At 66.5% G+C, this 25,887-nt stretch carries 22 protein-coding genes; 8 read left to right on the top strand and 14 right to left on the bottom strand.

All coding sequences use genetic code 11. The annotated features are described in order from the left end of the window. Nucleotides 1-133 precede the first annotated feature (133 nt). The 7 genes from ACTHN9_RS19460 (at nucleotide 134) to guaD (ending at nucleotide 10,118) form a co-directional block, all read left to right on the top strand. Nucleotides 134-1,513, top strand: a complete 1,380-nt coding sequence (locus ACTHN9_RS19460; RefSeq protein WP_440538408.1) for an amidase — start codon at nucleotides 134-136, stop codon at nucleotides 1,511-1,513. 168 nt (nucleotides 1,514-1,681) lie between these two features. Further along, nucleotides 1,682-2,200, top strand: coding sequence for a disulfide bond formation protein B (locus ACTHN9_RS19455; protein ID WP_440538407.1), 519 nt, complete (start codon nucleotides 1,682-1,684; stop codon nucleotides 2,198-2,200). 336 nt (nucleotides 2,201-2,536) lie between these two features. Then, nucleotides 2,537-4,093: a xanthine dehydrogenase small subunit gene (xdhA, locus tag ACTHN9_RS19450; RefSeq protein ID WP_440538406.1), complete on the top strand. Its 1,557-nt coding sequence runs from the start codon at nucleotides 2,537-2,539 to the stop codon at nucleotides 4,091-4,093. Between the two features lie 14 nt (nucleotides 4,094-4,107). Beyond that, entirely contained in the window at nucleotides 4,108-6,558 is a 2,451-nt protein-coding gene (xdhB, locus tag ACTHN9_RS19445) for a xanthine dehydrogenase molybdopterin binding subunit (RefSeq protein ID WP_440538432.1), read from the top strand. 18 nt (nucleotides 6,559-6,576) lie between these two features. Next, nucleotides 6,577-7,644, top strand: coding sequence for a xanthine dehydrogenase accessory protein XdhC (xdhC, locus tag ACTHN9_RS19440; protein ID WP_440538405.1), 1,068 nt, complete (start codon nucleotides 6,577-6,579; stop codon nucleotides 7,642-7,644). Further along, nucleotides 7,625-8,665, top strand: coding sequence for an adenosine deaminase (locus ACTHN9_RS19435; RefSeq protein ID WP_440538404.1), 1,041 nt, complete (start codon nucleotides 7,625-7,627; stop codon nucleotides 8,663-8,665). The genes xdhC and ACTHN9_RS19435 overlap by 20 nt, the downstream gene beginning before the upstream one ends. Before the next feature lie 145 nt (nucleotides 8,666-8,810). Continuing rightward, complete coding sequence (gene guaD / locus ACTHN9_RS19430; protein WP_440538403.1) at nucleotides 8,811-10,118, top strand: guanine deaminase; 1,308 nt, start codon at nucleotides 8,811-8,813, stop codon at nucleotides 10,116-10,118. A gap of 58 nt (nucleotides 10,119-10,176) precedes the next feature. Here guaD and ACTHN9_RS19425 read toward each other — a convergent pair whose 3' ends face one another. Next, entirely contained in the window at nucleotides 10,177-11,427 is a 1,251-nt protein-coding gene (locus tag ACTHN9_RS19425; RefSeq protein WP_440538402.1) for an NAD(P)/FAD-dependent oxidoreductase, read from the bottom strand. Between the two features lie 137 nt (nucleotides 11,428-11,564). On the opposite strand from ACTHN9_RS19425, the gene ACTHN9_RS19420 reads away from it, so the two are divergent. Next, the gene (locus tag ACTHN9_RS19420) at nucleotides 11,565-12,296 is read left to right on the top strand and encodes a class I SAM-dependent methyltransferase (protein WP_440538401.1); all 732 of its coding nucleotides are present in this window, start codon (nucleotides 11,565-11,567) and stop codon (nucleotides 12,294-12,296) included. Nucleotides 12,297-12,359: 63 nt separating this feature from the next. On the opposite strand, the gene ACTHN9_RS19415 is transcribed toward ACTHN9_RS19420, so the two are convergent. The 13 genes from ACTHN9_RS19415 to ACTHN9_RS19355 all read right to left on the bottom strand — a co-directional run. Next, nucleotides 12,360-12,797, bottom strand: a complete 438-nt coding sequence (locus ACTHN9_RS19415; RefSeq protein ID WP_440538400.1) for an excinuclease ABC subunit A — start codon at nucleotides 12,795-12,797, stop codon at nucleotides 12,360-12,362. A 76-nt stretch (nucleotides 12,798-12,873) separates the two neighbouring features. Next, a complete protein-coding gene (locus ACTHN9_RS19410; RefSeq protein WP_440538399.1) occupies nucleotides 12,874-13,038 on the bottom strand; it encodes a hypothetical protein in 165 nt (54 codons plus the stop codon). 75 nt (nucleotides 13,039-13,113) lie between these two features. Beyond that, nucleotides 13,114-14,346 carry a beta-ketoacyl-[acyl-carrier-protein] synthase family protein gene (locus ACTHN9_RS19405; protein WP_440538398.1) on the bottom strand — a complete coding sequence of 411 codons (1,233 nt, stop codon included), beginning with the start codon at nucleotides 14,344-14,346 and terminating at the stop codon, nucleotides 13,114-13,116. Next, nucleotides 14,343-15,569 (bottom strand): beta-ketoacyl-ACP synthase, encoded by a 1,227-nt coding sequence (locus ACTHN9_RS19400; protein ID WP_440538397.1) that lies wholly within the window; start codon nucleotides 15,567-15,569, stop codon nucleotides 14,343-14,345. The genes ACTHN9_RS19405 and ACTHN9_RS19400 overlap by 4 nt, the downstream gene beginning before the upstream one ends. After that, nucleotides 15,569-16,300, bottom strand: coding sequence for a 3-ketoacyl-ACP reductase FabG2 (locus ACTHN9_RS19395; protein WP_440538396.1), 732 nt, complete (start codon nucleotides 16,298-16,300; stop codon nucleotides 15,569-15,571). The genes ACTHN9_RS19400 and ACTHN9_RS19395 overlap by 1 nt, the downstream gene beginning before the upstream one ends. After that, complete coding sequence (locus ACTHN9_RS19390; RefSeq protein ID WP_440538395.1) at nucleotides 16,297-16,812, bottom strand: hotdog family protein; 516 nt, start codon at nucleotides 16,810-16,812, stop codon at nucleotides 16,297-16,299. The genes ACTHN9_RS19395 and ACTHN9_RS19390 overlap by 4 nt, the downstream gene beginning before the upstream one ends. 19 nt (nucleotides 16,813-16,831) lie before the next feature. After that, complete coding sequence (locus ACTHN9_RS19385) at nucleotides 16,832-18,010, bottom strand: beta-ketoacyl-[acyl-carrier-protein] synthase family protein (RefSeq protein WP_440538394.1); 1,179 nt, start codon at nucleotides 18,008-18,010, stop codon at nucleotides 16,832-16,834. Continuing rightward, nucleotides 18,007-20,463: an MMPL family transporter gene (locus ACTHN9_RS19380; protein WP_440538393.1), complete on the bottom strand. Its 2,457-nt coding sequence runs from the start codon at nucleotides 20,461-20,463 to the stop codon at nucleotides 18,007-18,009. The genes ACTHN9_RS19385 and ACTHN9_RS19380 overlap by 4 nt, the downstream gene beginning before the upstream one ends. After that, nucleotides 20,463-21,152, bottom strand: a complete 690-nt coding sequence (locus ACTHN9_RS19375) for an outer membrane lipoprotein carrier protein LolA (protein WP_440538392.1) — start codon at nucleotides 21,150-21,152, stop codon at nucleotides 20,463-20,465. Before ACTHN9_RS19375 ends, ACTHN9_RS19380 begins: the two co-directional genes overlap by 1 nt. Next, a complete protein-coding gene (locus tag ACTHN9_RS19370; protein ID WP_440538391.1) occupies nucleotides 21,140-21,571 on the bottom strand; it encodes an acyl-CoA thioesterase in 432 nt (143 codons plus the stop codon). The genes ACTHN9_RS19375 and ACTHN9_RS19370 overlap by 13 nt, the downstream gene beginning before the upstream one ends. Next, nucleotides 21,572-23,182: an HAL/PAL/TAL family ammonia-lyase gene (locus tag ACTHN9_RS19365; protein WP_440538390.1), complete on the bottom strand. Its 1,611-nt coding sequence runs from the start codon at nucleotides 23,180-23,182 to the stop codon at nucleotides 21,572-21,574. It lies immediately after the preceding gene. Beyond that, nucleotides 23,169-24,902, bottom strand: a complete 1,734-nt coding sequence (locus ACTHN9_RS19360) for a glycosyltransferase family 2 protein (protein WP_440538389.1) — start codon at nucleotides 24,900-24,902, stop codon at nucleotides 23,169-23,171. The genes ACTHN9_RS19365 and ACTHN9_RS19360 overlap by 14 nt, the downstream gene beginning before the upstream one ends. After that, nucleotides 24,899-25,887, bottom strand: a 989-nt coding sequence (locus ACTHN9_RS19355) for an ApeI family dehydratase (protein WP_440538388.1), incomplete at its 5' end; no start/stop codon positions are given. The genes ACTHN9_RS19355 and ACTHN9_RS19360, both read right to left, overlap by 4 nt.

Here is a 25,887-nt window from a genome sequence, read left to right as displayed (position 1 = left end):
GCAGTTACAATCGTAAGCGCTAAAGATGCGTTGCAGCGGCAGCGCGCCCCGCTTCGCCCCCACGTGCGCTGTGCTTGCGGCGATGTGCCGGCGCCCCGCCCCTGCGCCCCCTTCGACTCCGACCCGATACTGTATGGCTACCGATTTCGTTCCCTTTGCGCCGCTCGCTCGACTCGCCGCCGATTTGGCTCAGGGCCGGACGACGAGCCGCGCGCTAGTCGAGACAGCGCTCGAGCGTATTGCCGATCCCGCCGGGCAAGGATCCACGGTCTTCACCGAGGTGGACGCGGACCGCGCGCGCGCATGCGCCGACGCGCTCGACCGCTTGCGCGCCGCGGGCACCGTCCTGTCGCCGCTCGCGGGCATTCCGGTATCGGTGAAGGATCTGTTCGACGTCGAAGGCCAAGTCACGCGGGCCGGCTCCAAGGCCCTGGCGGACGCCGCGCCGGCTGGCGCCGATGCCCCCGCCGTCGCCCGCCTGCGGCACGCGGGCGCGGTCATCGTCGGGCGCACGAACATGACCGAATTCGCCTACTCGGGGCTCGGCTTGAATCCGCACTACGGCACGCCGCTTTCGCCTTATCGGCGCGGCGAGCCGGGCGAGGCGCGCATTGCGGGCGGATCGTCCTCGGGCGCAGCGGCATCGGTCGCCGACGGCATGGCCGCCGTCGCGCTCGGCAGCGACACGGGCGGGTCGATCCGCATTCCGGCCGCGTTTTGCGGACTGACAGGCTTCAAGCCGACCGCGAGCCGCGTGCCGAGACAAGGCGCCGTGCCGCTCTCGACCACCCTCGATTCGTTCGGCCCGATCGGCGTGTCCGTCTCGTGCTGCGCCCTCGTCGATCGCATGCTCGCCGGCCTGCCGCCGCAGGTACCCGAGGCACGTCCGCTCGAAGGGATGCGGCTCGGCTTGCTCACGCATTTCGTCACCGACGGCATGGAGCCGGCGGTCGCCGCCGCCTTCGAAACGGCAACGAAACACCTGGAGGCCGCGGGCGCGATTGTCGCGGACGTCCATTTCGGGCCGCTGGATCGGCCGGAATGGGCCGAGCGCTTCCGTCTCTCGTCGATCGAAGCGTACGCGTGGCATCGCCGGCTCTTGGAAACGCACGGCGAGCGCTACGACCCGCGCGTCCTCGTGCGGATCAAAAAGGGCGAATCGGCGTCGGCGGCCGATTACATCGATTTGCTAGCCGAGCGGGCCGCCCTGCTCGAGATGGCGCAGCGCACCCTGTGGCAGCGCTTCGATGCGATCGTCGCGCCCACGGTGCCGATCGTGCCGCCGCGCGTCGCCGATTGCGATGCCGACGATGCCGAGTACGCGCGCCTCAACGGGCTCGTCCTGCGCAACCCGAACATCTTCAATATGCTCGACGCCTGCGCCGTGTCGCTGCCCTGTCACCCGCGCGGCGAGGCCCCTGTCGGCCTGATGCTGGCTTCCGCGCCGCATGCCGACGACGCCCTGCTCGGCATGGCGCGCGCCGTGGAGCGCGTGCTCGAGTCGATCCGCTGAGGGATCGCCCACACCCGCCCGCACCCGGCCGGAACCTGACGGCTAGCAGCCAAGGACCGGCCGATCGGCGCCCCGTCTCGTTCCCTTTTGCGATGCGTGGGTTTAACGACCATTTAAGCGAAAACACCTAGAATTCAGCGAATTCCATTTCCGGGGTGCGTACCACACATGAACGATACGTCTTCGCTGCGCCGCGAGCGCAGTCTTCTCGTGCTGCTCGGGTTCCTCTGCCTAGGCCTCGTCGGCGGCGCGCTTTATCTGCAGTTCGCGCTGCACGAAGACCCGTGCCCGCTGTGCATCATCCAGCGCTACCTGTTCCTGCTGATCGCCCTATTCGCGTTCGTCGGTGCCGCACGCAAAGGCTGGCGCGGGATCGCATTATTCGAGACGCTCATCGCGATTGCTGCGGTGGCCGGCATGGCAGGAGCCGCGCGGCACCTGTACATCCAACTGAACCCGGGCTTCAGCTGCGGCTTCGATGCGTTGCAGCCCGTCGTCGACAGCCTGCCGCCCGCCCATTGGCTGCCGAGCGTCTTCAAGGTCGGCGGCCTGTGCGAAACGGTCTATCCGCCGATCCTCGGTATCTTGCTGCCCGGTTGGGCCCTGATCGCGTTCGTTCTGACGTTCGTGCCCGTCGCGGCAAGCCTGTGGCGCCGCCGCGACCGTCGCCGGCTCAACGCCATCTGACATCGCGCACCACAGGGCGCCGAACTTCCCTTCAGGGCCCGCGACGTGCATCGGCAATGCCCGCCGCGGAACCCTCGCCATGGTTTCGACATCCCGAGCCGGGTAAACCCGATAGACCTCACCGTCTTACCCCCGTCCCCGCGGCAACGTTGGCTCGCCGAACGAATCCTAACGATGTCATGACGGTCCGCTGATAGCGCCCATCAGCCTCGAACGATATCTTCAGCGTGTGTCGGTGCTATCTTCGGTCATGGATGGCGATCCACGTGCGCGAGGCCTACGGCCGGTCATCGCGTAACGCGCGCCTGGTGCCACCTTTTGGGGTTTTGCTTTCATATGGAACGCGCGTGCGTCGCTCCCATCCGCTTCTACTATCGCGGCGCCATCCGTGAGGTATCGGGCGTGCCCGTCACGCGCACGGTGCTGCAGTACCTGCGCGAGGATTTGCGCTGCACGGGCACCAAGGAAGGATGCGCGGAAGGCGATTGCGGAGCCTGCACGGTTGTCGTCGGCGAACTCGACGCACAGGGCCAACTCCGGCTCAAAGCCGTCAACGCCTGCATTCGTTTCCTGCCGACGCTGGACGGATGCGCCCTCTTCACGGTCGAGGATCTGCGCGCGGCCGACGGCACGCTCCACCCGGTTCAGCAAGCGCTCGTGGATTGCCACGGCTCGCAATGCGGCTTTTGCACGCCGGGCTTCGCGATGTCGATGTGGGCGCTCTACGAAAACCATCCGAAGGGCGCCGGCCTGCCGACACGCGACGAGATCGCGACGGCGCTGTCGGGCAACTTGTGCCGCTGCACCGGCTATCGTCCGATCGTCGAAGCCGCTCAGCAGATGCTCGATGCCGAGCGACATGCCCCCGTGGCACTCGAGCGCGCACCGATCGTGCAAGCGTTGCACCGGATTCAGCGCGAGCCGGGCGAAGTCTTCGCCTACGAAGGCCCCGACGTGCGCGGCAGCGCGTTCGGTCAAAACCGTTTTTGGGCACCCGCGTCGCTGAACGCATTCGCGCAGCTACGCGCCGAGCACCCGGACGCGCTCGTGCTCGCGGGCAGCACGGACGTCGGGCTATGGGCGACGAAGCAACTGCGCGATCTCGGCGATTTGCTTTACGTCGGCCGTGTGCCCGAACTTGCCACGATCGAACGCGATGCAGCCACGCTCTCGATCGGTGCGGCCGTCACACTCGAGGACGCCTATGCCGCGCTCGTCGTCGATTACCCCGAACTCGCGGAACTCGGCAAGCGCTTCGCATCCCTTCCCGTGCGCAACGCCGGCACGCTCGGCGGCAACGTCGCCAACGGTTCGCCGATCGGTGATTCGATGCCCGCCCTCATTGCGCTGGACGCACAAATCGTCCTGCGCCGCGGCCGCGATCGGCGTTCGATGCCGCTCGACGCGTTCTACCTCGGCTACCAACAGACCGCGCTCGCGGCGGGCGAATTCGTCGTCGCGCTGCGCATCGAGCGTCCCGAGCCCACGCTGCGTTTCAGGACGTACAAAGTTTCCAAGCGCTACGATCAGGATATATCCGCCGTGTGCGCGGCATTTTCGATCCATGTCGTCGACGGCACCGTCGAACGCGCGCGGATCGCCTTCGGCGGCATGGCGGCCACGCCCAAGCGCGCGACGCGCGCGGAAGCGGCGCTCGTCGGCAGCGCATGGGACGAACCCGCCGTGCGTCGCGCCATGGATGCGCTAGCCAGCGACTATCGACCGCTGACGGACCTGCGCGCATCCAGCGGCTATCGCTCGGCCGTTGCGCGCAACTTGCTACTGCGGTTCTGGCTGGAAACGCGCGAGCATGCCCCGCTTGCGCTCGCCGAAGTCGATGCATTCGCCTGTGCGTTCGATGACGCGCATGCGCGCGGCCAGGAGGCGCCATGAATCTGCCGACCGACATGCCGCCCCCGAGGCCTACCGCCCTGCCCACCTCGCCGAGCGCGCCATCGCCCGATGCCGACCGCGCGATCGGCGTACCGTTGCCGCACGAATCGGCCGAGCTGCACGTGAGCGGCGAAGCACGCTATACCGACGACCTGCCCGAACTGGCCGGCACGCTTCATGTCGCGCTGGGCCTCTCGCGACACGCGCACGCGCATATCCTCTCGCTCGACGTCTCCGCGGTGCGCGCGGCGCCGGGCGTCGTGGCCGTGTTGACCGCGGCCGACATTCCCGGCGAAAACAATTGCGGCCCCGTCGTGCACGACGACCCGATTCTCGCCGACGATCTCGTTCAATATGTCGGTCAGCCGATATTTGCCGTCGTCGCCACCTCGTACGAACTCGCGCGGCGCGCCGCGACGCTCGCCAAGAGCGACGACGTGGTGCGCTACGAGCCGCTCGAGCCCGTGCTGACGATCGCCGAAGCGAGAGCGCGCCACCATTACGTGTTGCCGCCGCAACGCTTGGCGCGAGGCGCGCCCGCCGAACGCATTGCCCGCGCACCGCACCGTTTGGCCGGCGAATTCGAAGTCGGCGGCCAAGAACAGTTTTATCTCGAAGGGCAAGTCGCCTACGCGATGCCGACCGAGCGCGACGGCGTGCACGTCTATAGCTCGACCCAGCATCCGAGCGAGATGCAAGCCGTCGTCGCGCACGTGCTGGGCCGGCCTGCGCACCATGTCGTCTGCGAATGCCGGCGCATGGGCGGTGGCTTCGGCGGAAAGGAATCGCAATCGGCGCTGTTCGCTTGCGTCGCCGCCCTCGCCTGCACGCGCCTAGGGCGTCCCGTCAAAGTGCGTATCGACCGCGACGACGATTTTCTCATCACCGGCAAGCGTCACGATGCGCTCTACCGCTACGAAGCCGGATTCGACGACGAAGGACGCGTACTCGGATTGCGCGTCGAGATCGCGTTGAGGGCCGGCTATTCCGCCGACTTGTCGGGCGCCGTCGCCACGCGCGCCGTCTGTCACGTCGACAACGCCTATTTCCTCTCGGACGTCGAAATCGTCGCGCTCTCGTGCAAGACGAACACGCAGTCGAACACGGCTTTTCGCGGCTTCGGCGGGCCGCAAGGCGCGCTCGTCACCGAGATCTTGCTTGACGGCATTGCCCGTGCGCTCGGCCGCGATCCGCTCGACGTCCGGCTCGCCAACTATTACGGCATCGGCGAACGCGACGTGACGCCTTACGGCCAGCGCGTCGAAGACAACCTCCTCGCGCCCTTGACGGCCCGTCTGCTCGAGACGAGCGAGTATCGCGCACGCCGCGACGCCATCGCCGCCTTCAATGCGGCAAGCCCCGTGCTGAAGCGCGGCATCGCGTTCTCGCCGGTCAAGTTCGGCATCTCGTTCAATGTCGCCTTCCTGAACCAAGCCGGTGCGCTCGTGCACGTTTATCGCGACGGCTCCGTCCTCGTCAATCACGGCGGCACGGAAATGGGCCAAGGCGTCAACACGAAGGTCGCGCAAGTGGTCGCGCACGTGTTCGGGCTGCCGCTCGCGCAGGTACGCGTCACGGCCGCCGACACGTCGAAAGTGGCGAACACGTCGGCCACGGCCGCATCGACGGGCAGCGACCTGAACGGCAAAGCGGCAGAAGCCGCCGCGCTGACGATTCGCGCACGGCTTGCGGAACTGGCCGCGCGCACGCTCGGCGGCGAAGCGACCGACGTCCGTTTCGAGCACGGCCAGGCGATCGGCGAGCGCGGCGCAATGGCCTTCGCCCAGCTCGTCGCCGCAGCCTACCTCGCTCGCATCCAGTTATGGTCAGACGGCTTTTACGCGACGCCGAAGATCCATTGGGATGCGGGCTCGATGACAGGACATCCCTTCTACTACTTCGCCTACGGCGCGGCGGTGTCCGAAGTCGTCGTCGATACGCTGACCGGCGAATCCAAACTCGTCCGTGCCGATTTGCTGCACGATGTCGGCCGCTCGATCAATCCGGCCATAGACATCGGCCAAATCGAAGGCGGGTTCATTCAAGGGATGGGCTGGCTCACGACCGAAACGCTCTGGTGGAACCGCGACGGGCGCTTGATGACGCATGCGCCGTCCACCTACAAGATTCCGGCGGTCAGCGATACGCCGGCCGCGTTCGACGTGCGGCTGTATGCCAACGAGAACGCCGAGCCAACCGTCTTTCGCTCGAAGGCGGTGGGCGAGCCCCCGCTCTTGCTCGCGTTTTCGGTTTTTCTAGCCATGCGCGACGCCATCGCCGCCACCCGTCCCGACGCCCGCCACGCGCCGCCGCTCGTCGCCCCCGCCACCCCGGAAGCGATCCTGACGGCGATCGATCGCTTCAATGCCCCGGACGACCATGGCACGAACCGTGCAACGTCTACCGGTAACGCCACCGCTGCCGAACCTTCGCCGCCGCCAGCGAGCGTGCCCGGCACAGCTTGAACGGAGCACGACGACCGCATGCAACCCTGGCTCACCGAATTGCAGCAATTGCTCGCGCACGGCGATGCCGTCGTGCTCGTCACCGTCGCCCGCGTGGAGGGTTCGACGCCGCGCGAAGCCGGCGCGAAGATGATCGTCACCCGCGACAGCGCACGCTACACGATCGGCGGCGGTCATCTCGAATGGCGGGCGATCGAGATCGCCCGCGAGGTGCTGCGCGACGGCATGCGCGTCCCGCGTGCGCGCCGCCTGGAACGGCTGTCGCTCGGGCCTAGCCTCGGACAATGCTGCGGCGGCGCGGTCGTGCTCGCCTTCGAACGCGCGGATGTCGGCGACCTCGACTGGGTGGCCGCGCTGGCGAAACGCCTGCACGCGGGCAAAGCGACGCAGCGCAGCGTATCGTTCGGCCCCTTGCACGAACCCGTGCGGCTAACAGACATCGACGAAGGCATCCAAGCGCCCGATTGCCTGCTTTGGGACGGCGCCGGTTTCGACGAAGGCAACCTCCTGCTGACGGAGACGATCGTCTCGCGCGAATTCCCCGTCATGCTGTTCGGTGCCGGACACGTGGGTACGGCGTTCGCGCGGATACTGGCAACGTTACCGTGCCGCGTGCGCTGGGTGGACGAGCCAGGAGCGCCGTTTCCGCCGGCACCGGCGAGCGCGCAATGGTCCAACGTGACGATCGATGCGAAGGCCGCGCCCGAGACGGCCGTGGACGAAGCCGCACCGGGCACGGCGTTCGTCGTCATGACGCACAACCACGCGCGCGATTTCGTGCTGGCCGAGCGCATTTTGCGGCGCGACGATTTTCTTTTTTTCGGCATGATCGGCTCGCACACGAAGCGCAAGCAGTTCGAGCTGCAACTGGCCGCGCACGGCCTCGATCCGGCACGTATCGCCCGCATGGTGTGCCCGATCGGCATCGACGGGATCGACGACAAAGCGCCCGAAGTCATCGCGCTGTCCGCCGCCGCACAGTTGCTGCAAGCTGCCGAAGCCGCGCGCGCCGCGCCCGCGGCCGTACCCGATCAACCGTTTTCCATGCTGCAACCGCTGACCGACCATGACACCAACCTTAGCTAAAAAAATCGCCGGCGCACCTAAAGCCGAGTTGCACATCCATATCGAAGGCTCGCTCGAGCCCGAAGTGATCTTCGCGCTCGCGAAACGCAACGGCGTCAAGCTCTCGTACGAATCGATCGAGGCCCTGAAACGCGCTTACGAGTTCACCGATCTGCAATCGTTTCTCGACATTTATTACGCCGGCGCCAGCGTGCTGCTGACGGAAGAAGATTTCTACACGATGACCGCGGCCTATGTCGAACGCGCCCTGGCCGACAACGTCGTCCATGCCGAAATCTTCTTCGATCCGCAAACGCACACCGAACGCGGCGTGGCGATCAGCACGGCCGTAGCGGGCATCGAGCGCGCGCTGGCCGAAGGCGAGCAGCGCGGCATGACGAGCAAGCTCATTCTGTGCTTCTTGCGCCACCTGACCGAGGCCGATGCGCTCGCGACCTACGAAGCGGCGCTCCCGTTGTTCGACACCTACGCCCATCGCCTGATCGGCGTCGGGCTCGATTCGTCCGAACGCGGCCATCCGCCGTCCAAATTCGAGCGCGTTTTCGCGAAGGCGCGCGCACGCGGCTTAAAGCTTGTCGCGCATGCCGGCGAGGAAGGCCCGCCCGCCTACGTGCACGAAGCGCTCGACGTGCTCAAGGTCGATCGCGTCGATCACGGCGTGCGCAGTATCGAAGATTCGGCGCTGGTGTCGCGCCTAGCCGACTCGCGCATCGCGCTCACTATCTGCCCGCTCTCGAACATCAAACTGCGCGTGTTCGACGACATGAAGCAGCACACGCTCAAGCAATTGTTGGCGCAAGGCGTGGCGGTGACGGTCAACTCCGACGATCCCGCGTACTTCGGCGGCTACGTCAATGCCAACTATTTCGCGACGGTCGAAGCGCTCAGCCTGAACGAGGACGAGGTGTACACGATCCTGCGCAACGGCTTCGAGGCATCGTTCGTCTCGCCCGTCGAACGACAGAGCCTGATCGACAAGCTGGACGCTTATTGGGGCCCGGCGCACCCATCGCCTCACTGATTTCCCGACGCGGACCGCCGCACACGCCGGCTGCCTTTGTGCCATGCCTTTTCGTTGCGCCCGCAACGAAGGCGTCGTGCGGCCGCGCATCGTAGCGTCCACGCCATTTTTTGTTGCATCGAGACTGAGAGAGAGACGTTCGACCATGAATCAAACCGCACCGCGCACCGCCTTTCGCGCCAAATTGCTGACCTTCGTGGGCGACCCGGCTACGACGGCGGGGGGCGCCTGCTTCGAAGAAGACGGATTGCTGATTGTCGAAGGCGAACGCGTGGTCGCGGCGGGGCCCTATGCGTCGCTGCGGGCGCAGCTCACGCCGGGGACGGCCATGGTCGAACGGCCCGGCAAGCTGATCGCGCCGGGCTTCATCGATACGCACGTGCACTATCCGCAAACGGAGATGATCGCGTCGCCCGCGGCGGGCTTGCTGCCGTGGCTCGACACCTACACGTTCCCGACCGAACGCGGCTTTGCCGATCCCGCGCACGCATCGAGCGTAGCCGAGTTCTTCCTCGATCAACTCGTAACCTGCGGGACGACCACCGCGCTCGTCTATTGCACCGTCCACAAGGGCTCGGCCGACGCGCTGTTCCAAGCGAGCGAGGCGCGTAATTTGCGCATGGTGGCAGGCAAGGTGCTGATGGACCGCCACTGCCCCGAGTTCCTGCGCGATACCGCGCAATCGGGCTACGACGACAGTGCGGCGCTGATCGAACGATGGCATAAGCGCGGACGCCAGCTCTACGCGCTCACGCCGCGCTTCGCGCCGACTTCGACGCCGGAGCAGTTGGAAGCCTGCGGTGCGCTCGCCCGCTTGCACCCCGACGTCTTCATCCAGAGCCACGTGTCGGAAAACACCGACGAAGTGAAATGGGTCAAGTCGCTATTCCCCGGCCATCGCAGCTATCTCGATGTCTACGCGCACTACGGCCTGCTGCGCCGGCGAGCGGTGTACGGCCATTGCATTTATTTGGACGACGACGATCGCGCGCGCATGGCCGAAACGGGCGCCGTGGCCTCGCATTGCCCCACGTCGAATTTGTTCCTCGGCAGCGGGCTGTTCGACTTCGAGAAAGCCGGCCAGGCGAAGATGCCCGTTGCGCTCGGCACGGACGTCGGCGGCGGCACGTCTTTTTCGATGTTGCAGACGATGAACGAAGCGCACAAGGTCGCGCGCATGACGGGGCACCATCTCACAGCGCAGCGAATGTTCTGGCTCGCGACGGCCGGCGCCGCGCAAGCGCTCGGGCTCGACGATACGATCGGAACGCTGCGTCCCGGCTCGGAGGCCGACTTCATCGTGCTCGACCCCGACGCGACGCCGCTGCTCGCGCGCCGCACTAGGCTCGCGCAGTCGCCGGAAGAATGGCTGTTCGCGTTCGCGATGCTCGGCGACGACCGCGCCGTGCTCGAAACCTACGCGGCGGGCAAGCGGGTGCACCGGCGCGGTTGACGCATGCAAGGGCCGCGGCGGCCCCCGCATCGAAGGGCCGCCGCACACTCGCGCCGAATCAGGCCGACGTCATCGTGCAGACTTCGTGCAACGCGTTGAAGCGCCGTACGGGATCGGCCACGTAGGGATTGGTTTCGTCCCAAGCGTAGCCCGCCAGAATCGAGCTGATCATTCGACGAATCTTCGGCGTTTGGTTCTTGTAGAAGATGATGTCCTGCAATTCGCCCGTGTACCAACGTTCGACGAAGACGCGGAACGTGTCGATTCCCTTGCGCAGCGGCGCGTCGTAATCGGCCGCCCAATCGACGCGCTCGCCGTCGAGTTGCCGCAGTAGCGTTTGCGTCGCGAGATGCGCCGAACGCAGTGCGATCGTCACGCCCGACGAAAACACGGGATCGAGGAATTCGCCCGCGTTGCCGAGCAGCGCGAAGCCCGGGCCGTGCAGGCGTTCGACATTGGCCGAGTAGCCGCCGATGCGATTGACGGGCATCAGGAACGGCGCGTTGCCGAGCAGACGCGCGACCGTCGGTTCGGCAAGAATGAGTTCGCGCAGCTTCGCTTCGCGCTCGGCTTCCGGCACATCGAGGAACTCGGCGTCGGCGACACATCCGACCGACGTCCGGCCCCCTGCGAGCGGAATCATCCAATACCATACGTCGCGGCGCTCCGGATGCACGGCCACGCAAATCTTGTCGCGGTCGGTGCTGCCGGCGGGCAGCGCATCCTGGACGTGCGAGAACAATGCGGCGCGCGCGGGCATGCGCGAAGGGGTTTCGAGCCCGAGCAGCCGGGGCAGCACGCGGCCGAAGCCGCTCGCGTCGAAGACGAAGCGCGAAGCGACGCGATAGACGCGCCCTGCTTCATCCGCCACTTCCAGCACGGGCGCATCGCCCGTCTGCATCGCGCGAACCGTGTGACCGAAGCGCACTTGCGCGCCTTGCTCGGTCGCGCGGCGGATTAGCAGTTGATCGAATACCGCCCGCTCGACCTGATAGGTCGTCCCCCACCCTTGCGAATGCTTATCTCGGAAATCGAACGACGAAACTTTCTCGCCGTGAACGAACGAGGCCCCGTTCTTATATTGAAACCCTGCCTCGACGACCGCCTGCAGCATGCCAGCCTCTTCCAAATAGGCCATGCTCTGCGGCAACAGGCTTTCGCCGATCGAAAACCGCGGAAAGTGCTGGCGCTCGAGCACGAGCACCGAGCGGCCCGCCCGGGCGAGTAGCGCGGCCGCCACGGCGCCGGCCGGTCCCGCGCCGATCACAGCGACATCGATCTGCTCGACTTCCCCAGATTGCGTATTCATTGTCTTTTGTCCTTGATATCCGTTACTTCCGTTACTTCCGTTCTAGGTCGGCCGTGCAGCCATTCGATACACCGCCTCGCCGGTTCCCATTACAATCCGCGGCATCGCAACCACGACCATCCGCCGGGGAAACCGACGTGTCCAACCCTTCATCGCCTGCCGCACGCCAGCACTCGGCTTTCGTCCCCGAAACCGCGTTCGGCGTGTGGTTCTTGCGCACCCATACCTGGGAGCATCACGTCCTGCGCGTGGCCATCGACGATCTGAAGCGACTCGTCGATGCACCGCTGCCGCCCGCACCCGTCATCGTCGACGTCGGCTGCGGGCAAGGCATCTCGTTCAAGCTGTTGGCGCAGGCGTTCGCACCGAGCCGGATCGTCGGCATCGATTGCCACCGGCCGTCGCTCGAGCTTGCCGAACAAGCAGGCCGGCGCCTTGACGTCGACATCGAGCTCATGCAGGGCGACTGCGCCGCGCTGCCGCTGCCCGACGCCAGCGCCGACATCGTTTTTTGCCACCAGACGTTCCACCATCTCGTCGAACAAGAACGTGCGCTCGACGCGTTCTGGCGCGTCCTGAAACCGGGCGGCCTGCTGCTCTTCGCCGAATCGACCGACGCGTATATCAAGTCGTGGGTCATCCGGCTCCTGTTTCGACATCCGATGCACGTGCAAAAGAGCGCCGACGGTTATCTCGAGATGCTGCGCGCACGCGGTTTCGTCTTCGCTCCATCCAACGTATCGCTGCCCTACCTCTGGTGGAGCCGCGCGAAAGACTTCGGCTTGCTCGAACGCCTCGGCCTTTATCGTCCGCAGCCGGGCAAACGTCGCGAGACGCTCGTCAACGTCGCCGCGCGCAAACCGCTCTAACGAGCGCGCGTTGTTCGGGCTCGGCACGGCGGCACGCATGCCGTCCCGAGCCGCGACGCGTCTTTACTTCTTCAACGTCACAACGTCGCCCTTCAGCGCGACGCCAGCGACCACCGCGCCTGCGCCGCATGTGAATTCCGTTGCGCTCGACGTCAGTTGATCCTGGTAGTTGCTCTTGATATCGATCACCGCGTTAGCGCCCAATTCGCGCGCACGGTTTTGCAGGGCGATCACGGCCGACAGAAACACGTGTTGGCACGCGGCCTCGTCGCTACGGGCGAACGCGCTCGTCTTCTTGTTCGTCGCGGCTTCGGAGAAGCGCTTGAGCACCATCGGATGCGGCTGGCCGGCAAAGTACAGCGCGATGTCTTGACTGACTTTGCCCTCCTCCGACTTCAGCGCGCTATCGATGGGATACGTTTCGATCGAATTGCGCGCGAACGCATGGGTAGCCGCGAACGTGAGCGCAACGACGGCAGCCAGCTTGAGGTGACGTTTCATGGATGTTTATTTCCTATTTCTTCTACGTTGAGGTACCGCGGATATCCGGGCCAGCCCCTGGCCCGGCTGCTTCACTTCACTTCGCGTCGAGCTTGACCCGTTCGCCGTGCACCTTCAGCGCGGCGGCGCTCATGCTCGTAGCGCAGGTGAATTCGGTGGCGGAGGCGGTGTGCGTATCGGCCAACGCCGCATGCGCAGCGAAAGCCGCGACCGACAGCGCCATCGGATGCTTGAGTTTCATCGCACTACTCCCTTTGTTGCGGTCGTCTCGAAAAAATCGAAAAACCGAAAAACGTCCAGCACGTGGCGCCCGGCGTCAACAGGCGCCGAACACCACGCTCGCACAACTGCCGCCGAAGCCGAACGAAACGGACATCGCGCTCGTCAGCGTCGCCGCTCTTGTGGCACGCACCAGCGGCGCGCCTGCCGCGCACGCATCGAGCGACTCGATCCCCGCGCTCGCGGCGATGAAACCATCGCGCATCATCAGCAACGTGTAGATCGCCTCATGCACGCCGGCCGCCGCGAGCGGATGGCCCGTCAGCGCTTTCGTCGACGAAAGCAGCGGCATCCGTTCGCCGAACACCGCCGCCAGTGCCTCGAGTTCCTGCGCATCGCCGAGCGGGGTCGACGGCGCATGGGTGTTGACGTACATCGGCGACACGCCGGCTTCGTCGACCGAGGCGCGAACCGCTCGCGCGATACCGGCCGCGCCCGGTCCCACCATCGTCCGCGCGTCGGTGGCTTGCCCGTACCCGGTCAGCTCCGCATAGATCGACGCGCCCCGCCCGCGCGCGTGCGCAAGCGATTCGAGCACCAGCACCCCCGCGCCGGAGCCGATCACGAAACCGTCGCGTGCCACGTCGTAGGGCCGCGACGCGCGCTCGGGCGTATCGTTGAATCCCCGCGAGAGCACCCCCATCGCATCGAACATCAACGCCGTGTTCTCGTGCAGCTCTTCGCTGCCGCCCGCCAATACGATTTGCTGTCGCTCGCTCTGAATCAGCTGCATCGCCTGGCCGATCGCCACCGCCGAGGTCGTACAAGCCGAAGACGGCGAATAGCAAATACCCTCGAGTCCGAACACATGCGCAACGTTCGCCGACACGGTGCTGCTCATCGATTGCGGTACGACGAACGGCGGCGCTCGCTCGATCCCGCGCGCAGCCACGAGCGCGACGGCGGCATCATAGGTGGTCAACGCGCCGGCACCGGAGCCGATCACTGCGCCGGCCGCGGGCGTGCGCAGCACCGACGGTGCGAGGCGCGCGTCGTCGATCGCCATCCGCGCGGCGTGGCATGCGAAACGCGCCGTGTCGCCCATGAATCGCTCGAACTTGCGCGAGAACGGCGGCTCGCCGGCAACCGACGCGGCCCCCGCGATCTGACTGCCGAAGCCGCGCCGCGACCACGCCTCGACGCGCGCAATGCCCGAGCGCCCCGTGCGCAGCGCATCGGCCACCGTATCGAGCGCGTTGCCGATGCACGAGACGATGCCCATGCCGGTCACCACCACGCGCTGGCTGTCCGGACGCGACGTAGCGATCATCGCCACCGCTTGAAAATCAGCGACGTATTGATGCCGCCGAATGCGAAGTTATTGCTCATGACGTACTCGGCGTCGATCTCTCGGCCCTCGTGCATGATGTAGTCGAGCGGCGCACAAGCCGGATCGACCGCGGTCAGGTTCAGCGTCGGCGCATACCAATTGCGTTTCATCATTTCGATCGTCCACCAGGCCTCGAGCGAGCCGCATGCGCCGAGCGTATGGCCGACGTAACTCTTGAGGGAGCTGATCGGCATGTCGCTACCGAACACGGCGGCCGTCGCCGCGCTCTCGGCCACGTCGCCGCGATCGGTCGACGTGCCATGCGCGTTCACGTAAGCGATCGCCTCGGGCGGCAGTTGCGCATCGGCCAGGGCCATCCGCATGGCGTGCGCCATCGTTTCGGCGGTCGGCTGCGTCATGTGCGCCCCATCCGAATTGCAGCCGAAACCCACCACTTCCGCGTGGATGACCGCGCCTCGCGCTCGCGCGTGCTCGTACTCTTCGAGCACGAGCGTGGCCGCGCCCTCGCCGACGACGAGCCCATCGCGCTGTGCATCGAACGGGCGCGGCGTCAATTCCGGGGTGTCGTTGCGCGTACTCGTGGCGTACAGCGTATCGAACACGGCGACGGCCGGCCCCGATAATTCTTCGGCGCCGCCCGCGAGCATCAGCGTTTGCTTGCCCGTCGAAATCGCCTCGTAGGCGTACCCGATCGCTTGGCTGCCCGAGGCGCACGCGCACGACGTAGGCACGATGCGGCCCTTCAGATCCCAAAACAGGCTCACGTTGACGGCGGCCGTGTGCGGCATCATCTGCACGTAGCTATTGGACGTCACGTCTCGCATCGACCCCGTCTCGAGCATCGTGCCGAATGCGCGAATCGGCTGCACCGAACCCGACGACGAACCGTACGCGACACCCATGCGGCCATCGGCGATCGACGGATCGTCGGCGAGCCCCGCGTCGAGCAAAGCGAGTTCGCTGGCCCGCACCGCGTATAAGGACACCGTCCCCATCGATCGCGTTTTCTTGCGCGGATAGCCAGGCGGCGTCTCGAAAGCCGGCAACGGACAGGCCAGCCGCGTATGCAGCGAGGAAAAGTAGTCCCACTCGGGCATCCGACGCACCGCATTGCGCCCGGCTCGCAGTGCCGCTTCGATCTCGTCCCAGTGCGCCCCGAAGGCGGTGACGCCGCCCATTCCGGTAATGACGACGCGCTTCATCAGATCATCCCGCCGTTGACGCCGATAACCTGACGCGTGATGTAGGAAGCGCTGTCGGACATCAAAAAGCCCACGGCCGCCGCCACTTCGTCGGGGCGCCCGACTCGGCCCATCGGCACGGTATTGAGCGCGTGCTCGAGGTGCTCCATGCCGGCCAGCATCTCCGTATCGACGAGCCCCGGCGCCACGCAATTGACCGTGATCCGGCGCGAAGCCAGTTCGACGGCGAGCGCTTTGGTCGCGCCGATCAACCCCGCTTTTGCGGCGCTGTAGTTGACCTGGCCACGGTTGCCCATCACACCCGAAACCGATGCGATGGTCACGACGCGCCCGCCCTGCTTGGCCCGCACCATCGGCATCGTGAGCGGATGGACGACGTTGTAGAACCCGTCCAAGCCCGTTTCGATCACGGCGTCCCAATCCTCGTCCGTCAGCGCCGGGAACGCGGCGTCGCGCGTGAGTCCCGCGCACAGCACGATGCCGTAGTAGGCACCGTCGCGCGCAAGTTCCGCTTCGAGCGCGGCACGGCACGCCGCGCGGTCACGCACGTCGAATCGCACCAGATTCGCGCGACCGCCTTGCGCGACGATCGAATCGACGACGGCTTGGGCTTCGTTCACGCCGCTCCTGCAATGCACGGTGACGGCAAAACCGTCCGCGGCGAGACGATACGCAATGGCGCGGCCGATGCCGCGGCTTGCGCCGGTAACGAGAACGCGCCGGCTGGTCATGAACTGAAACTCCCTTCGATGAATGCCTGAAAATCGGTCGGTTGAAATACTTTCACGACGGCCTGCGCGAGACATCGGTCGTGCGCCGAGATCGTGCATTCGTAGGCGCCGTGGCCTGCTTCGCTTTTGAGCAGCTCCTTCGCCTCGATACGCAATCGCGCACCGGGCGCGAACGAGCAGACGTGCGCTTCGTAACGGCTAGCGCCGAGCAACACGCCAGGCTTCGCCCGGCCGCCCGCCCGCATCGCAATCAAGCCGACGTGCGCGGCGATCGCCTGTGCCATCAGCTCGATCCCGAGCCACGCCGGCATCGCGCCTTGCGCATCGGCGTACCAGGCCTGCGAATCCACACTGGCGAGCACCGCCACGGCCTCGTCGTCGCAGTCGACGATTTCCTCGACGAGTCGCATCGTGCCGCGATGCGGCAGTACGTCGTCGACAGTTGGAAATGGCGCATCGCCCGCGCTCGCGCGGGCCGGATCGGTCGAAGGTGAGAGAGTCGCCGTCGTCATCGAAAGGGTCATGGATCGTTCAATGCGCGAGCACAAGGCTCACGTTGCTGCCGCCAAAGGCGAACGAGTTGCTCATCACGGCTTGCCCGACGCTCAGGCGCCGTTCGTCGGCCACCAGGTCGAGCACCGGCAGCGCCGGGTCGGCCACGCCGTCCCATATGTGGCGCGGCAGCGTGGCGCGCTCGCCGACCAGCGCGAGCCACGCGAAGCCGAGTTCCGTCGCGCCCGCGGCACCGAGCGTGTGGCCGGTCAGCGGTTTGGTGCCGCTCGCCGCGACGCCGTGCGGAAAAACGCGCGACATGAGCCGCGCTTCCATCTCGTCGTTCTTGCGGGTGGCCGTCGCATGCAAATTCACGTAGCCGATCGCTCGCGCCGTCATGCCCGCATCCGCGAGCGCCGCACGTAGCGCGCGTTCGCCGCCTTCGCCCGACGGATCGGGCGCGGAAATATGATGGGCGTCGCTCGATTCCCCGACGCCGGCCAGCATGGCCGGCCCCTCGTCGCGGCTCATGAGAAACACGGCGGCGCCTTCGCCGATATTGATGCCCGATCGATTCACGCTCATCGGATTCGTGCGTTCGAGACTCGTCGATTCGAGCGCCGCAAACCCGCGCAAGGTCAGCTCGCACAGCGAATCGACACCGCCGACGACGAGCGCATCGCACAAACCGAGTTGAAGCAAACGGCGCCCAGCGGCAAAGGCTTTCGCACTCGACGTGCAAGCGGTCGAGATCGTGAAGGCGGGGCCGTGCAAGCCGAGCGCCGCGGCCGCGAACGGTGCGCCGCTGCCGATTTCCATTTGCACGTAGTCGAACGGCGCGCCACCTGCGTTTTGCTCGCTCGACACACCGAGCGCGGCCTCGCCCGCGCCGATACCCGAGGTACTGGTGCCGAGCACGACGCCGACGCGCGCCGGGCCGTACCGCTCGCACGCGGCTCGCACGGCAGGCTCGATTTGCGCCAGCGCGGCCAGCAAGAGCCGGTTGTTGCGACAGTCGCAATGGGCGAGCGGCTTCGGCGGCGCCAACGCCAGCCGAGCTTGCACGCTGCCGGCAAACGCCCCCTCGTCGCCGCCAAGGGCAATTGGGCCCATGCCGGGCGAGACGCCGGCGGCGAGCGCCGTGGCGATCTGCGCCGTATCGGCGCCGAGCGCGTTGATCATGCCGAGGGCATGGAGATAAACGTTAGGCAGTTTCAACGGGAATCCCTTTCGCTTGGCATGCCGATCGGCGCCAACAACACCGACACGGCGATGCCGAGCGCGAGCGTGGCACCGAAGTTCTTCAATACCGGCATGGCGCTCATGGCGAGCAGCCCGAACGAGAGCAGCGTCGTGGCGGCGGACAACACAACGCCGGTCCATACCGCGCCCAGATCGGCTCCTTCGCGCGCGCAACCTTCGCGCAGAAAGACCGCGTAGTTGACGCCGACACCGAGCACGAGCATCAAGGCGAGCCAATTGAACAGCGTCAGCGGCACGCCGGCGTAGCCGAACGCGGCCAGGGCAACCGCGACCGCGAGCACCACCGGCATGACCACACGCACGCCGCCTCGGACGCGATATCGTCCGATCAGCAGCCCGCTCACCAGCACGACGGCTGCCGCGAGCCACAATGCGCTGTCGAAACGGTAGGCGCCGAATAGGCGCGACACGCTCGCGGCCTTGTCCACGAACGCGACGCCCGGCAAGGTATGCGCCAATGCGGCGAGTGCCGGCAATTGCTCGTCGCTTGCACCGAGGGGCATCACGATCGCCGCATAGCCTTGCGCGGCGGCGCCTGCGGACGTTGCCCCATCCGAGCCACGCACGGCGCCGAGCCAAAGATGGCGATAGGGCTGCGACCACGGCGTGGCGAGCCAGGCGTCGAGCACGAGCGGCGCCGCATTGGCATGCGTCCAAGCGTCGACGTAACGCGCGGCCGCCTCGTCGCGCAAGCCGCCGCCGATCAGCGTCGCGCGCAGCGCACCGGGGGAGCGCAGCGCCGTCGCCGTCAGCAGCGCGCGATCGGCCGCTTGCCGTTGCGCCGAGGGGACGAATTGCGAAACCGATTGCCAGCCTGCGAGGCGGTGCCCCGCGAGCGGGGCATCCAACCGTTCCCCGAGCGCCTCGCATCGCTCGAGCACGGCTTCGGGCGTCGGCCCTTGGACGACGAAGAACCGTGCGCCGTCGTCTGCACCGACCGCTTCGCGCACCGCCCGCTCCTGCGTAACGAGCGAAGGATCGCGCTGAATGAGCAAGTGGATATCGTCATCGCTCGTCAAGCGCAGCCACCCCGGCACCGACAAGGCCAACACCAAAGCGGCGGCGAACCAAGCCCGGCGACCGTGGAACATCGCTTGCCAGACCGACAACAGACGAGCCGCGCCGCCGAACAAATAGGTGGGCCTGCGGCGCGGTGCGCGCTCGAGCAGCAGCGGCAACAACGACGTGACCGCAAGAAACGCCGTTGCGATGCCGACCATCGCAAAACAAGCGATCTGCTTGAGGGCCGGGAACGGTGCCCAGGCGAGGACGGCGTAGCCGAGCAAGCTCGTGGCGAGCGCGACCAGCAACGCGGGGCGCACCTCGCGCAAGCCGCGCTGCGCATCCCACTGCCGTCCCGCGCTCAGATACACCACGAAGTATTGAATCGAGTAATCGACCGCCTCTCCGATCAAGCTTGCGCCGAACACGAGCGTGAGCAGATGCAACTGGCCGAAGATCGCCATCGTGGCAGCCAGCGCGCAGCCGATGCCGATCGCCGTCGACAGAAACCCCAAGGCGATCAGCCGCACCGAACGGAAAATCCACAGCATCAAGAGCGCAATGCCGCCCATCGACCAGATGCCGATACGGTGCACGTCGCGCTCGGACGCGCGGCGCGCCGCCTCGGCATAAAACACCGCACCGGTGCGCGCGATCCGCACGTCGGGAAATGCGGTCAGCGATGCGCGTTCCGCGAGCGCCGTTGCGTCCCGTACCGCGCGTTGGACCGACGTTTCATAAGCCGAGCCGGGGAGCGTGGCCGCAACGAGCACGCTCGTTGCATTCCCGCGATGCGCCACGAGCATCCCGTCTTCGACGATGAGGTTGGTCTGCGCGAGCGGCAGCGTGCCGAGCCATCGGCTCAGCCAACCGAAGGGATCGTCCGTCAGCGGTGCCGCCAGCCCGGCGCGCAACGGATCGAGCAGCCGCTCGGCGAGCAGATCGGGCAACGCGGGCGAGCCCGTCGCCAGCGCCGCGCGATCGTCCGCCGTCAACAGGCCGAAGCGATAGGGCAAATAAAATCGCGCCACTTGCGTGACATCGAACGCGGGTAGCTGCGCGATTACCCCGCGAAACGCACCGCTCGCCGATAGCGACTGCGCGAGTGCCCTCGCCGCCGCCTTGGCATGCGCGGCATCGTCGCTCGTCACGAGGTACACGGCTCGCTCGCCCATCGTCGAGGCAAGCGTGTCCAACGCGTGCTCCGCCACCGGATCGGCTTCCGTCTTCGGCAGCAGCGCGAGCAGGTTCGTTTGCAGCGGAGGAACGGACGTCTCGATACCCAACGCCGGCCCGGCAAAGCGCCAGACGCAATACGCGAACGCCAAGCACGCAAGCGCCGCCCACGCGAGCAGCACGCTGCGTCGCCGTTTCCGTTTCGCCGACACGGCCTGCGCGGCTTGCATCAGTGCGCTCCGAACAACGCCGATTCGGCGGAAGACAGCGCATCGATCGCTTCGCTGCCCGAAAAATCGATGCGCGTCGTATCGCCGTTCGCCGCCGTGATCTCGAGCGAGCTCAAAAAGGCACCGCCTTCCATGCGCAACGATTTGACGGCCTGAGCGAGCTGCGGCTGATTCGGTGTGAGCAACAAACGCCAGCGTGCGGGGGTGCCGTCGGCAGCCACGTCGAACTGCGAATAGAGGGCCGACAAATCACCGCCCAGCATCGCACGCATCATCTTCGACACCTGCGCCACGCCGCCGCTCGACGCGCCGCGCGTGGAGCGGGTACCGCTCGCATCGATCTTGGTCACGCCCTGATCGCCGATCACATAGGTCACCCGATACGGCGTCTGCGTGTGCCAAATCACGCCGCGATCGCGAACGAATACGAGCGTGCCCGTGCTCACGAGCGGCGCCGATAAGGCAGCCAGCGTCTGCGTCTGCCTAAACTGCGCTCGGACACCGGCCTTGCCCGCCAATTGCGCGGCGATACGCGCGACGAGGGCCGCATCCGCGGTCGCCGCACTGCTCGCGGGCTGCACCGCAACTGCCGCCGGCGAGGCCGTCGCACAAACGAATGCGCACGCCGCAAGGGAAGCGAGCATCGGGCACCCCACGCAACGCCAAAAACGATGGGTCATCGCGGCCATAGGCGCTCCAGCTTCTCGAAGACGATCGGCGGCGAGACGAACTGCAATTCGCGCGTCGATGCGCAAACGGCAACTTGGATCGTGTATCCCTTTGTCAAGCGCTCGCCGGACGCGATATCGACGATCTCGTAACCGATCTTCAAGCGGTTCTCGAATTCGAGCAGCTCGGTGCGGATATCGAGCGCCTGGCCGTACAACGCCGGCCGCACGTATTTCAGATGTGCCTCGACGATAGGCCAGAGGTAACCCGACGCCTGCATCTGCGGATAGTCGTAGTCGAACGCGCGCAACAGCGCCGCGCGACCGATCTCGAAGTACTTGAGATAGTGCCCGTGCCAGCAGACGTTCATCGCATCGACGTCGTGAAACGGCACTTCGACGCGCGCACTCGCCGTCAACGGTAAGCGTGCTCGATCCATTCAGCGCACCGCCTCGTTCCATGCGCCGGGCGGGCAGGCCCCGACGAGCGCACCGTCTGCGATGCATTGGGTCAACGCGCGCAGATCCGCTTCCAGCGGGCGGTCTTCGCCAACGAATGGCGAGTGCGCCCCCACTCGATCGACGAACGCCGCGAGCGGTTCCGTCAGCATCGTTCCAGGCGTCACCGACAACCGCAGCCGCGCAGCCTGGACCGCCGCGAGCGTATGGGCCGCCGCCACCTGCTCCGTCAGCTCGAGTACGCGCAAGCAATCGCGCGCGGCGATCGTGCCCATGCTGACCTTGTCCTGGTTATGCGCCTCGGTCGAGCGCGAAAACACGCTGGCCGGCATCGTCAGCTTCAGCGCTTCGGCCGTCCACGCCGACGATGAAATCTGCACCGCCTTGAATCCATGGCAAATCGGCGCGCGGGCCAGGCTCGCGCCCGACAAGTTGCGCGGCAAGCCGTTGTTGAACTTGTCGTCGACGATGAGCGCGAACTGACGATCCATCAAATCGGCAAGATTCGCGACCGCCGTCTTCAGCGCATCCATCGCAAACGCGATATGTCCGCCGTAGAAGTTGCCGCCGTGCAAGACGCGTTCGCCGTCCACGTCGATGAGCGGATTGTCGTTTGCGCTGTTGAGTTCGTTTTCGACGTCGCGGCGCACCCACGAGAGCGCATCTTGGGCAACGCCGATGACGTGCGGCGCGCATCGAATCGAATAGCGATCCTGCAAGCGTTGCCCCGCCGTGTCCTCGCGCGTGGCCAAATCGTCGCGGATCCACGCAGCCGCCTGCGCCTGTCCCGCATGCGGTTTGACGTCGAAGATGGTGGCATCGAAGTGCGCGGCGCGCCCGTCGAGAGCGACGGTGCACAAGGCCGTCAAGCGCGCGGCCAGCCGTGTGAGCTGCGCGGCGCGCTTGAACGCGAGACACGCGAGCCCCGTCATCACGGCCGTGCCGTTCATCAGCGCAAGGCCCTCCTTCGGCGCGAGCTGCAGCGGCGTGCGGCCAAGCTCCGTCCACACGTCCAAGGCCGGCCGCACGCGCCCGCCGTATGCGACGTCGCGCTCGCCCACCAGCGCGGCCGCGACATACGACAACGGCGTCAAATCGCCGCTGGCGCCGACCGAGCCCTCCGCGGGGATACGCGGCAAGACGTCGAAGTTGATCAGATCGGCCAGCCGTTCCAGCAACGCGACCCGGACGCCCGAATAGCCGTAGGCAAGCGAGTTCAAGCGCGCGGCGATGACGGCACGCGTCTCGGCCGGATCGAGCAAGCGTCCCATGCCGCAGCCGTGATAACGCGTCAGTTGGAGAGGCAGCAGTTCGACGAGTTCGGGCGGCACGCTCACCACGCAGGCATCGCCATAGCCCGTGTTGACGCCGTACACCGTTGCGCCCGCCTCGAGCTGCGCACGCAAAAACGCCGCGCCGCGCTCGATGTGCGCGCGCCAACCGGTATCGTCGTTCAGTGCGACGTCCGCACGTGCGTCCGCGATCGCCACGACGTCCTCGATCGTGAGCCTGCGGCCGCCGATCCTAACCGTCGAACGAACAGCGTGCGATTCGGATGCGTTGCGACGCGCGGTCAAATCATCTTCGGCCATTCCCCTCTCCACTCTGGCGCGCCCAGAAATCGAAAAAATTGAACCATTGGTATGGTGCCTTGCGGCAGTAGTATTCGAGGCGCTGCGCGTAGCGATGCGCATGCGCGGCTAGATGCGCGGCCCGCTCGCGACGCGGCAACGCAATGCGCTCGGCAAACGGCTCGAAGTACAGCCGATGGCCGCCGCGTTCCTTCAAACAGAAGAACAGGTACACGGGACAACCCAGCGCATGCGCCAGGACATAGGGCCCTTGCGCAAACCGCGCCGTGGCACCGAGAAACGGGGCATCGACCACTCGCCCGGCCTCATGCGCCGGCACGCGATCTCCGACGATCACGAGCAGTTCGCCCGCATCGATGCGCTGCTGCATCATGACGGCCGTCTCGGGACCGAAATCCGCGACTTCCACCATCCGGCTCGAGAAATTTCGATGCGCGCCGGCCAAGACGCTGTTGAATCGCCGCGCGTGCTCCGTGTAGACGATAGCCGTTACCTTTGCCCGGGCGCCGTGCACCGCCAACGCACGCGTCATTTCGAGATTCCCCAGGTGCGCGCCGATGACGAGTGCGCCCTTGCCGCTCGCGACGAGCGCGTCGAATGCAGCCCGATGGTCGAAAACGACATGCGTGTGCGTCACGCGCCCCGTCCAAGCTGCGAACTTGTCCAGGCCCGCTTCGGCGAAGGCGAACATCTGCCGGTAGGCCGAGCGCCAGCCGGGCGGCGGCGTCCGTTGCGCCGGCGATGCGTCGCGCAAACGCGCGAAGTAGCGGTGCGACTCCTGCCGCGCCGAGCGCCCCGTCAACAGAAAGTAAGCGACGATCGGGTGCAGCCAAAGACGCGTCGCGCGCATGCCGAACACGCGCAGACTGAGTGCGAGCAAGCGCATTCCGGTACGGCTGCCGCGCTCGGCGATGCGCCACCAGCGTCCTCGATGTTCGAGCCGCGCCTGCGGTTCGCACCGATGCGGCGGAACTTTACGCGGCAGTATCTTGCGCGCGAGCAAGAGCGGCGAGCGAACCAGCATGCCGGCAACGAGGCGCGCGTGGCTTTTGCTGATGCGCACGTTGTCGCGCACCACGTCGAAATGGGAAAGCCCGCCCGGCGCATACGTCACACGCGTGGGAATCGTCACGAAGCGCCGCGCCCGCCACGACAGCCGAACGAGAATCTCGATATCGAAGTCCATCCGCGTGGGCAAAGCGACGGCGTCGATCAGGGCGCATGCCGCGTCCAGCGGATAAAGGCGAAATCCGCACATCGAATCGGGGATCGAGAACGATAGCGTCTCGATCCATACCCAGACGTGCGTCAGATAGCGGCCATACAGCCGCGCCTTGGGCACGCTCTCGTCGTACACGGGCCGCCCTAGCACGACGGCGTCGGGTGCCGCCCGCGCGGCGTCGAGAAAGCGCGGCACGTCCGCCGCATCGTGCTGGCCGTCCGCATCGATCTGCAAGGCATGCGTGAAGCCGGCAGCGCGGGCCGCCCTCAACCCGGCCATCACCGCGGCGCCCTTGCCGCCGTTCACGTCTAGCCGCAGCAGCGATACCGCCGGCGACCAGCGCTCGGCCAGCGCGGCAAGCACGGCCTGCGTCGCCTCGTTGCTGCCGTCGTCGACGACGAAGATCGGCAAGCCGTGCGGCATCAATCGCTCTAGCGTGGCGCCAATCTCGTCTTTATGGTTGTAGATCGGAATGACGATCACCGCGCTGACTGTCACGCCGCCCCCCGATAGGCGACGACGCCCGACGCGCTGTCGCGCTCGCCCAAACGGAACGCGAATCGCATCTTGTGGCGCGCGGCGTCGTGAGCCAGCGTCAGATGCAAGATCGCACCAGGCGGTACGGGGGCCATGAACTTCAGCCGTTCGACGGCGAGCATCGAGCGAACCTCGGGCCAGTGTTCGGCGCCCAGTTGCACCGCCCAGTCGATTTGGACGACGCCAGGCAAGATCGGCAAGCCCGGAAAATGCCCGGCGAAGTGCACGAGATCCGCCGGCACGCGCAGTTCGTAGTGCTGTACCGCGTCGTGCGTGAATTGCGCGAGCACTTCCATCCCTTCCGGCCGGACGCCGAACGCGGCGGCCACCGCCGCGGCCGGCAATTTGCCGCGCGCATCGACCGGCAGCGCGGCACAGAATCGCCAGCGACGCGGCAGCACGACGGCCTCGACGTACTCGGCCAAATGCGTGCGCAGGACCTTCGACAATGCAACCCGCCCCTCGGCGAGCAAGGCCGCGCTCCCTTCGCGGGACAACGCGATCAGCACGCCGAGCCGCTCGCGCACCGTGCCGGGCAGCACGACGGCAGCGGCTTGCGCCACGTACGGGTGCTGGGCGATATGCGTTTCGATCTCGGGCAGCGATACGCGCTTGCCGTCGAGCTTCACGACGCGATCCAGCCGCCCCTTGAGCCGGAATCGACCGTCTTCGTCGAACGCGACCGCATCGTCGGTCCGGTGCCAGTCGTCGTGACCGAGATGCGGCGAACGCACGAGCAGCGCGCCGTTAGCATCGCATCGGAGTTCGGCGCCCGGTACGGCTTGCCACGCATCGGATCGATCGCGTCTACGCCATGCGATCCCGCCCGTTTCGGTACTGCCGTAGATCTCCACGGGCGCCGCGCCGAAGCGGCGCGCATAGATGTCGGCCGCTGCCTCGGGCCGCGGCCCGCCCGCCGAAAAATAGAGGCACGGCGACGGAGAAA

The organism is Trinickia sp. (genome assembly GCF_051953405.1).
GTDB lineage: Bacteria > Pseudomonadota > Gammaproteobacteria > Burkholderiales > Burkholderiaceae > Trinickia.
Note: the sequence above shows the minus strand (reverse complement) of the source record. Positions and strands in the feature narration are given on the sequence as shown.

Excerpts from the sequence above, each read along its gene's own strand:
- ACTHN9_RS19365 (WP_440538390.1), bottom strand. The coding sequence starts at position 23,182 with ATGGCCGAAGATGATTTGACCGCGCGTCGCAACGCATCCGAATCGCAC.
- ACTHN9_RS19435 (WP_440538404.1), top strand. The coding sequence starts at position 7,625 with ATGACACCAACCTTAGCTAAAAAAATCGCCGGCGCACCTAAAGCCGAG.
- ACTHN9_RS19455 (WP_440538407.1), top strand. The coding sequence starts at position 1,682 with ATGAACGATACGTCTTCGCTGCGCCGCGAGCGCAGTCTTCTCGTGCTG.
- xdhB (WP_440538432.1), top strand. The coding sequence starts at position 4,108 with ATGCCGCCCCCGAGGCCTACCGCCCTGCCCACCTCGCCGAGCGCGCCA.
- ACTHN9_RS19375 (WP_440538392.1), bottom strand. The coding sequence starts at position 21,152 with ATGGCCGCGATGACCCATCGTTTTTGGCGTTGCGTGGGGTGCCCGATG.
- ACTHN9_RS19460 (WP_440538408.1), top strand. The coding sequence starts at position 134 with ATGGCTACCGATTTCGTTCCCTTTGCGCCGCTCGCTCGACTCGCCGCC.
- ACTHN9_RS19390 (WP_440538395.1), bottom strand. The coding sequence starts at position 16,812 with ATGACGACGGCGACTCTCTCACCTTCGACCGATCCGGCCCGCGCGAGC.
- xdhC (WP_440538405.1), top strand. The coding sequence starts at position 6,577 with ATGCAACCCTGGCTCACCGAATTGCAGCAATTGCTCGCGCACGGCGAT.
- xdhA (WP_440538406.1), top strand. The coding sequence starts at position 2,537 with ATGGAACGCGCGTGCGTCGCTCCCATCCGCTTCTACTATCGCGGCGCC.
- ACTHN9_RS19380 (WP_440538393.1), bottom strand. The coding sequence starts at position 20,463 with ATGCAAGCCGCGCAGGCCGTGTCGGCGAAACGGAAACGGCGACGCAGC.
- ACTHN9_RS19405 (WP_440538398.1), bottom strand. The coding sequence starts at position 14,346 with ATGATCGCTACGTCGCGTCCGGACAGCCAGCGCGTGGTGGTGACCGGC.
- ACTHN9_RS19410 (WP_440538399.1), bottom strand. The coding sequence starts at position 13,038 with ATGAAACTCAAGCATCCGATGGCGCTGTCGGTCGCGGCTTTCGCTGCG.
- ACTHN9_RS19395 (WP_440538396.1), bottom strand. The coding sequence starts at position 16,300 with ATGACCAGCCGGCGCGTTCTCGTTACCGGCGCAAGCCGCGGCATCGGC.
- ACTHN9_RS19370 (WP_440538391.1), bottom strand. The coding sequence starts at position 21,571 with ATGGATCGAGCACGCTTACCGTTGACGGCGAGTGCGCGCGTCGAAGTG.
- ACTHN9_RS19415 (WP_440538400.1), bottom strand. The coding sequence starts at position 12,797 with ATGAAACGTCACCTCAAGCTGGCTGCCGTCGTTGCGCTCACGTTCGCG.
- guaD (WP_440538403.1), top strand. The coding sequence starts at position 8,811 with ATGAATCAAACCGCACCGCGCACCGCCTTTCGCGCCAAATTGCTGACC.
- ACTHN9_RS19425 (WP_440538402.1), bottom strand. The coding sequence starts at position 11,427 with ATGAATACGCAATCTGGGGAAGTCGAGCAGATCGATGTCGCTGTGATC.
- ACTHN9_RS19400 (WP_440538397.1), bottom strand. The coding sequence starts at position 15,569 with ATGAAGCGCGTCGTCATTACCGGAATGGGCGGCGTCACCGCCTTCGGG.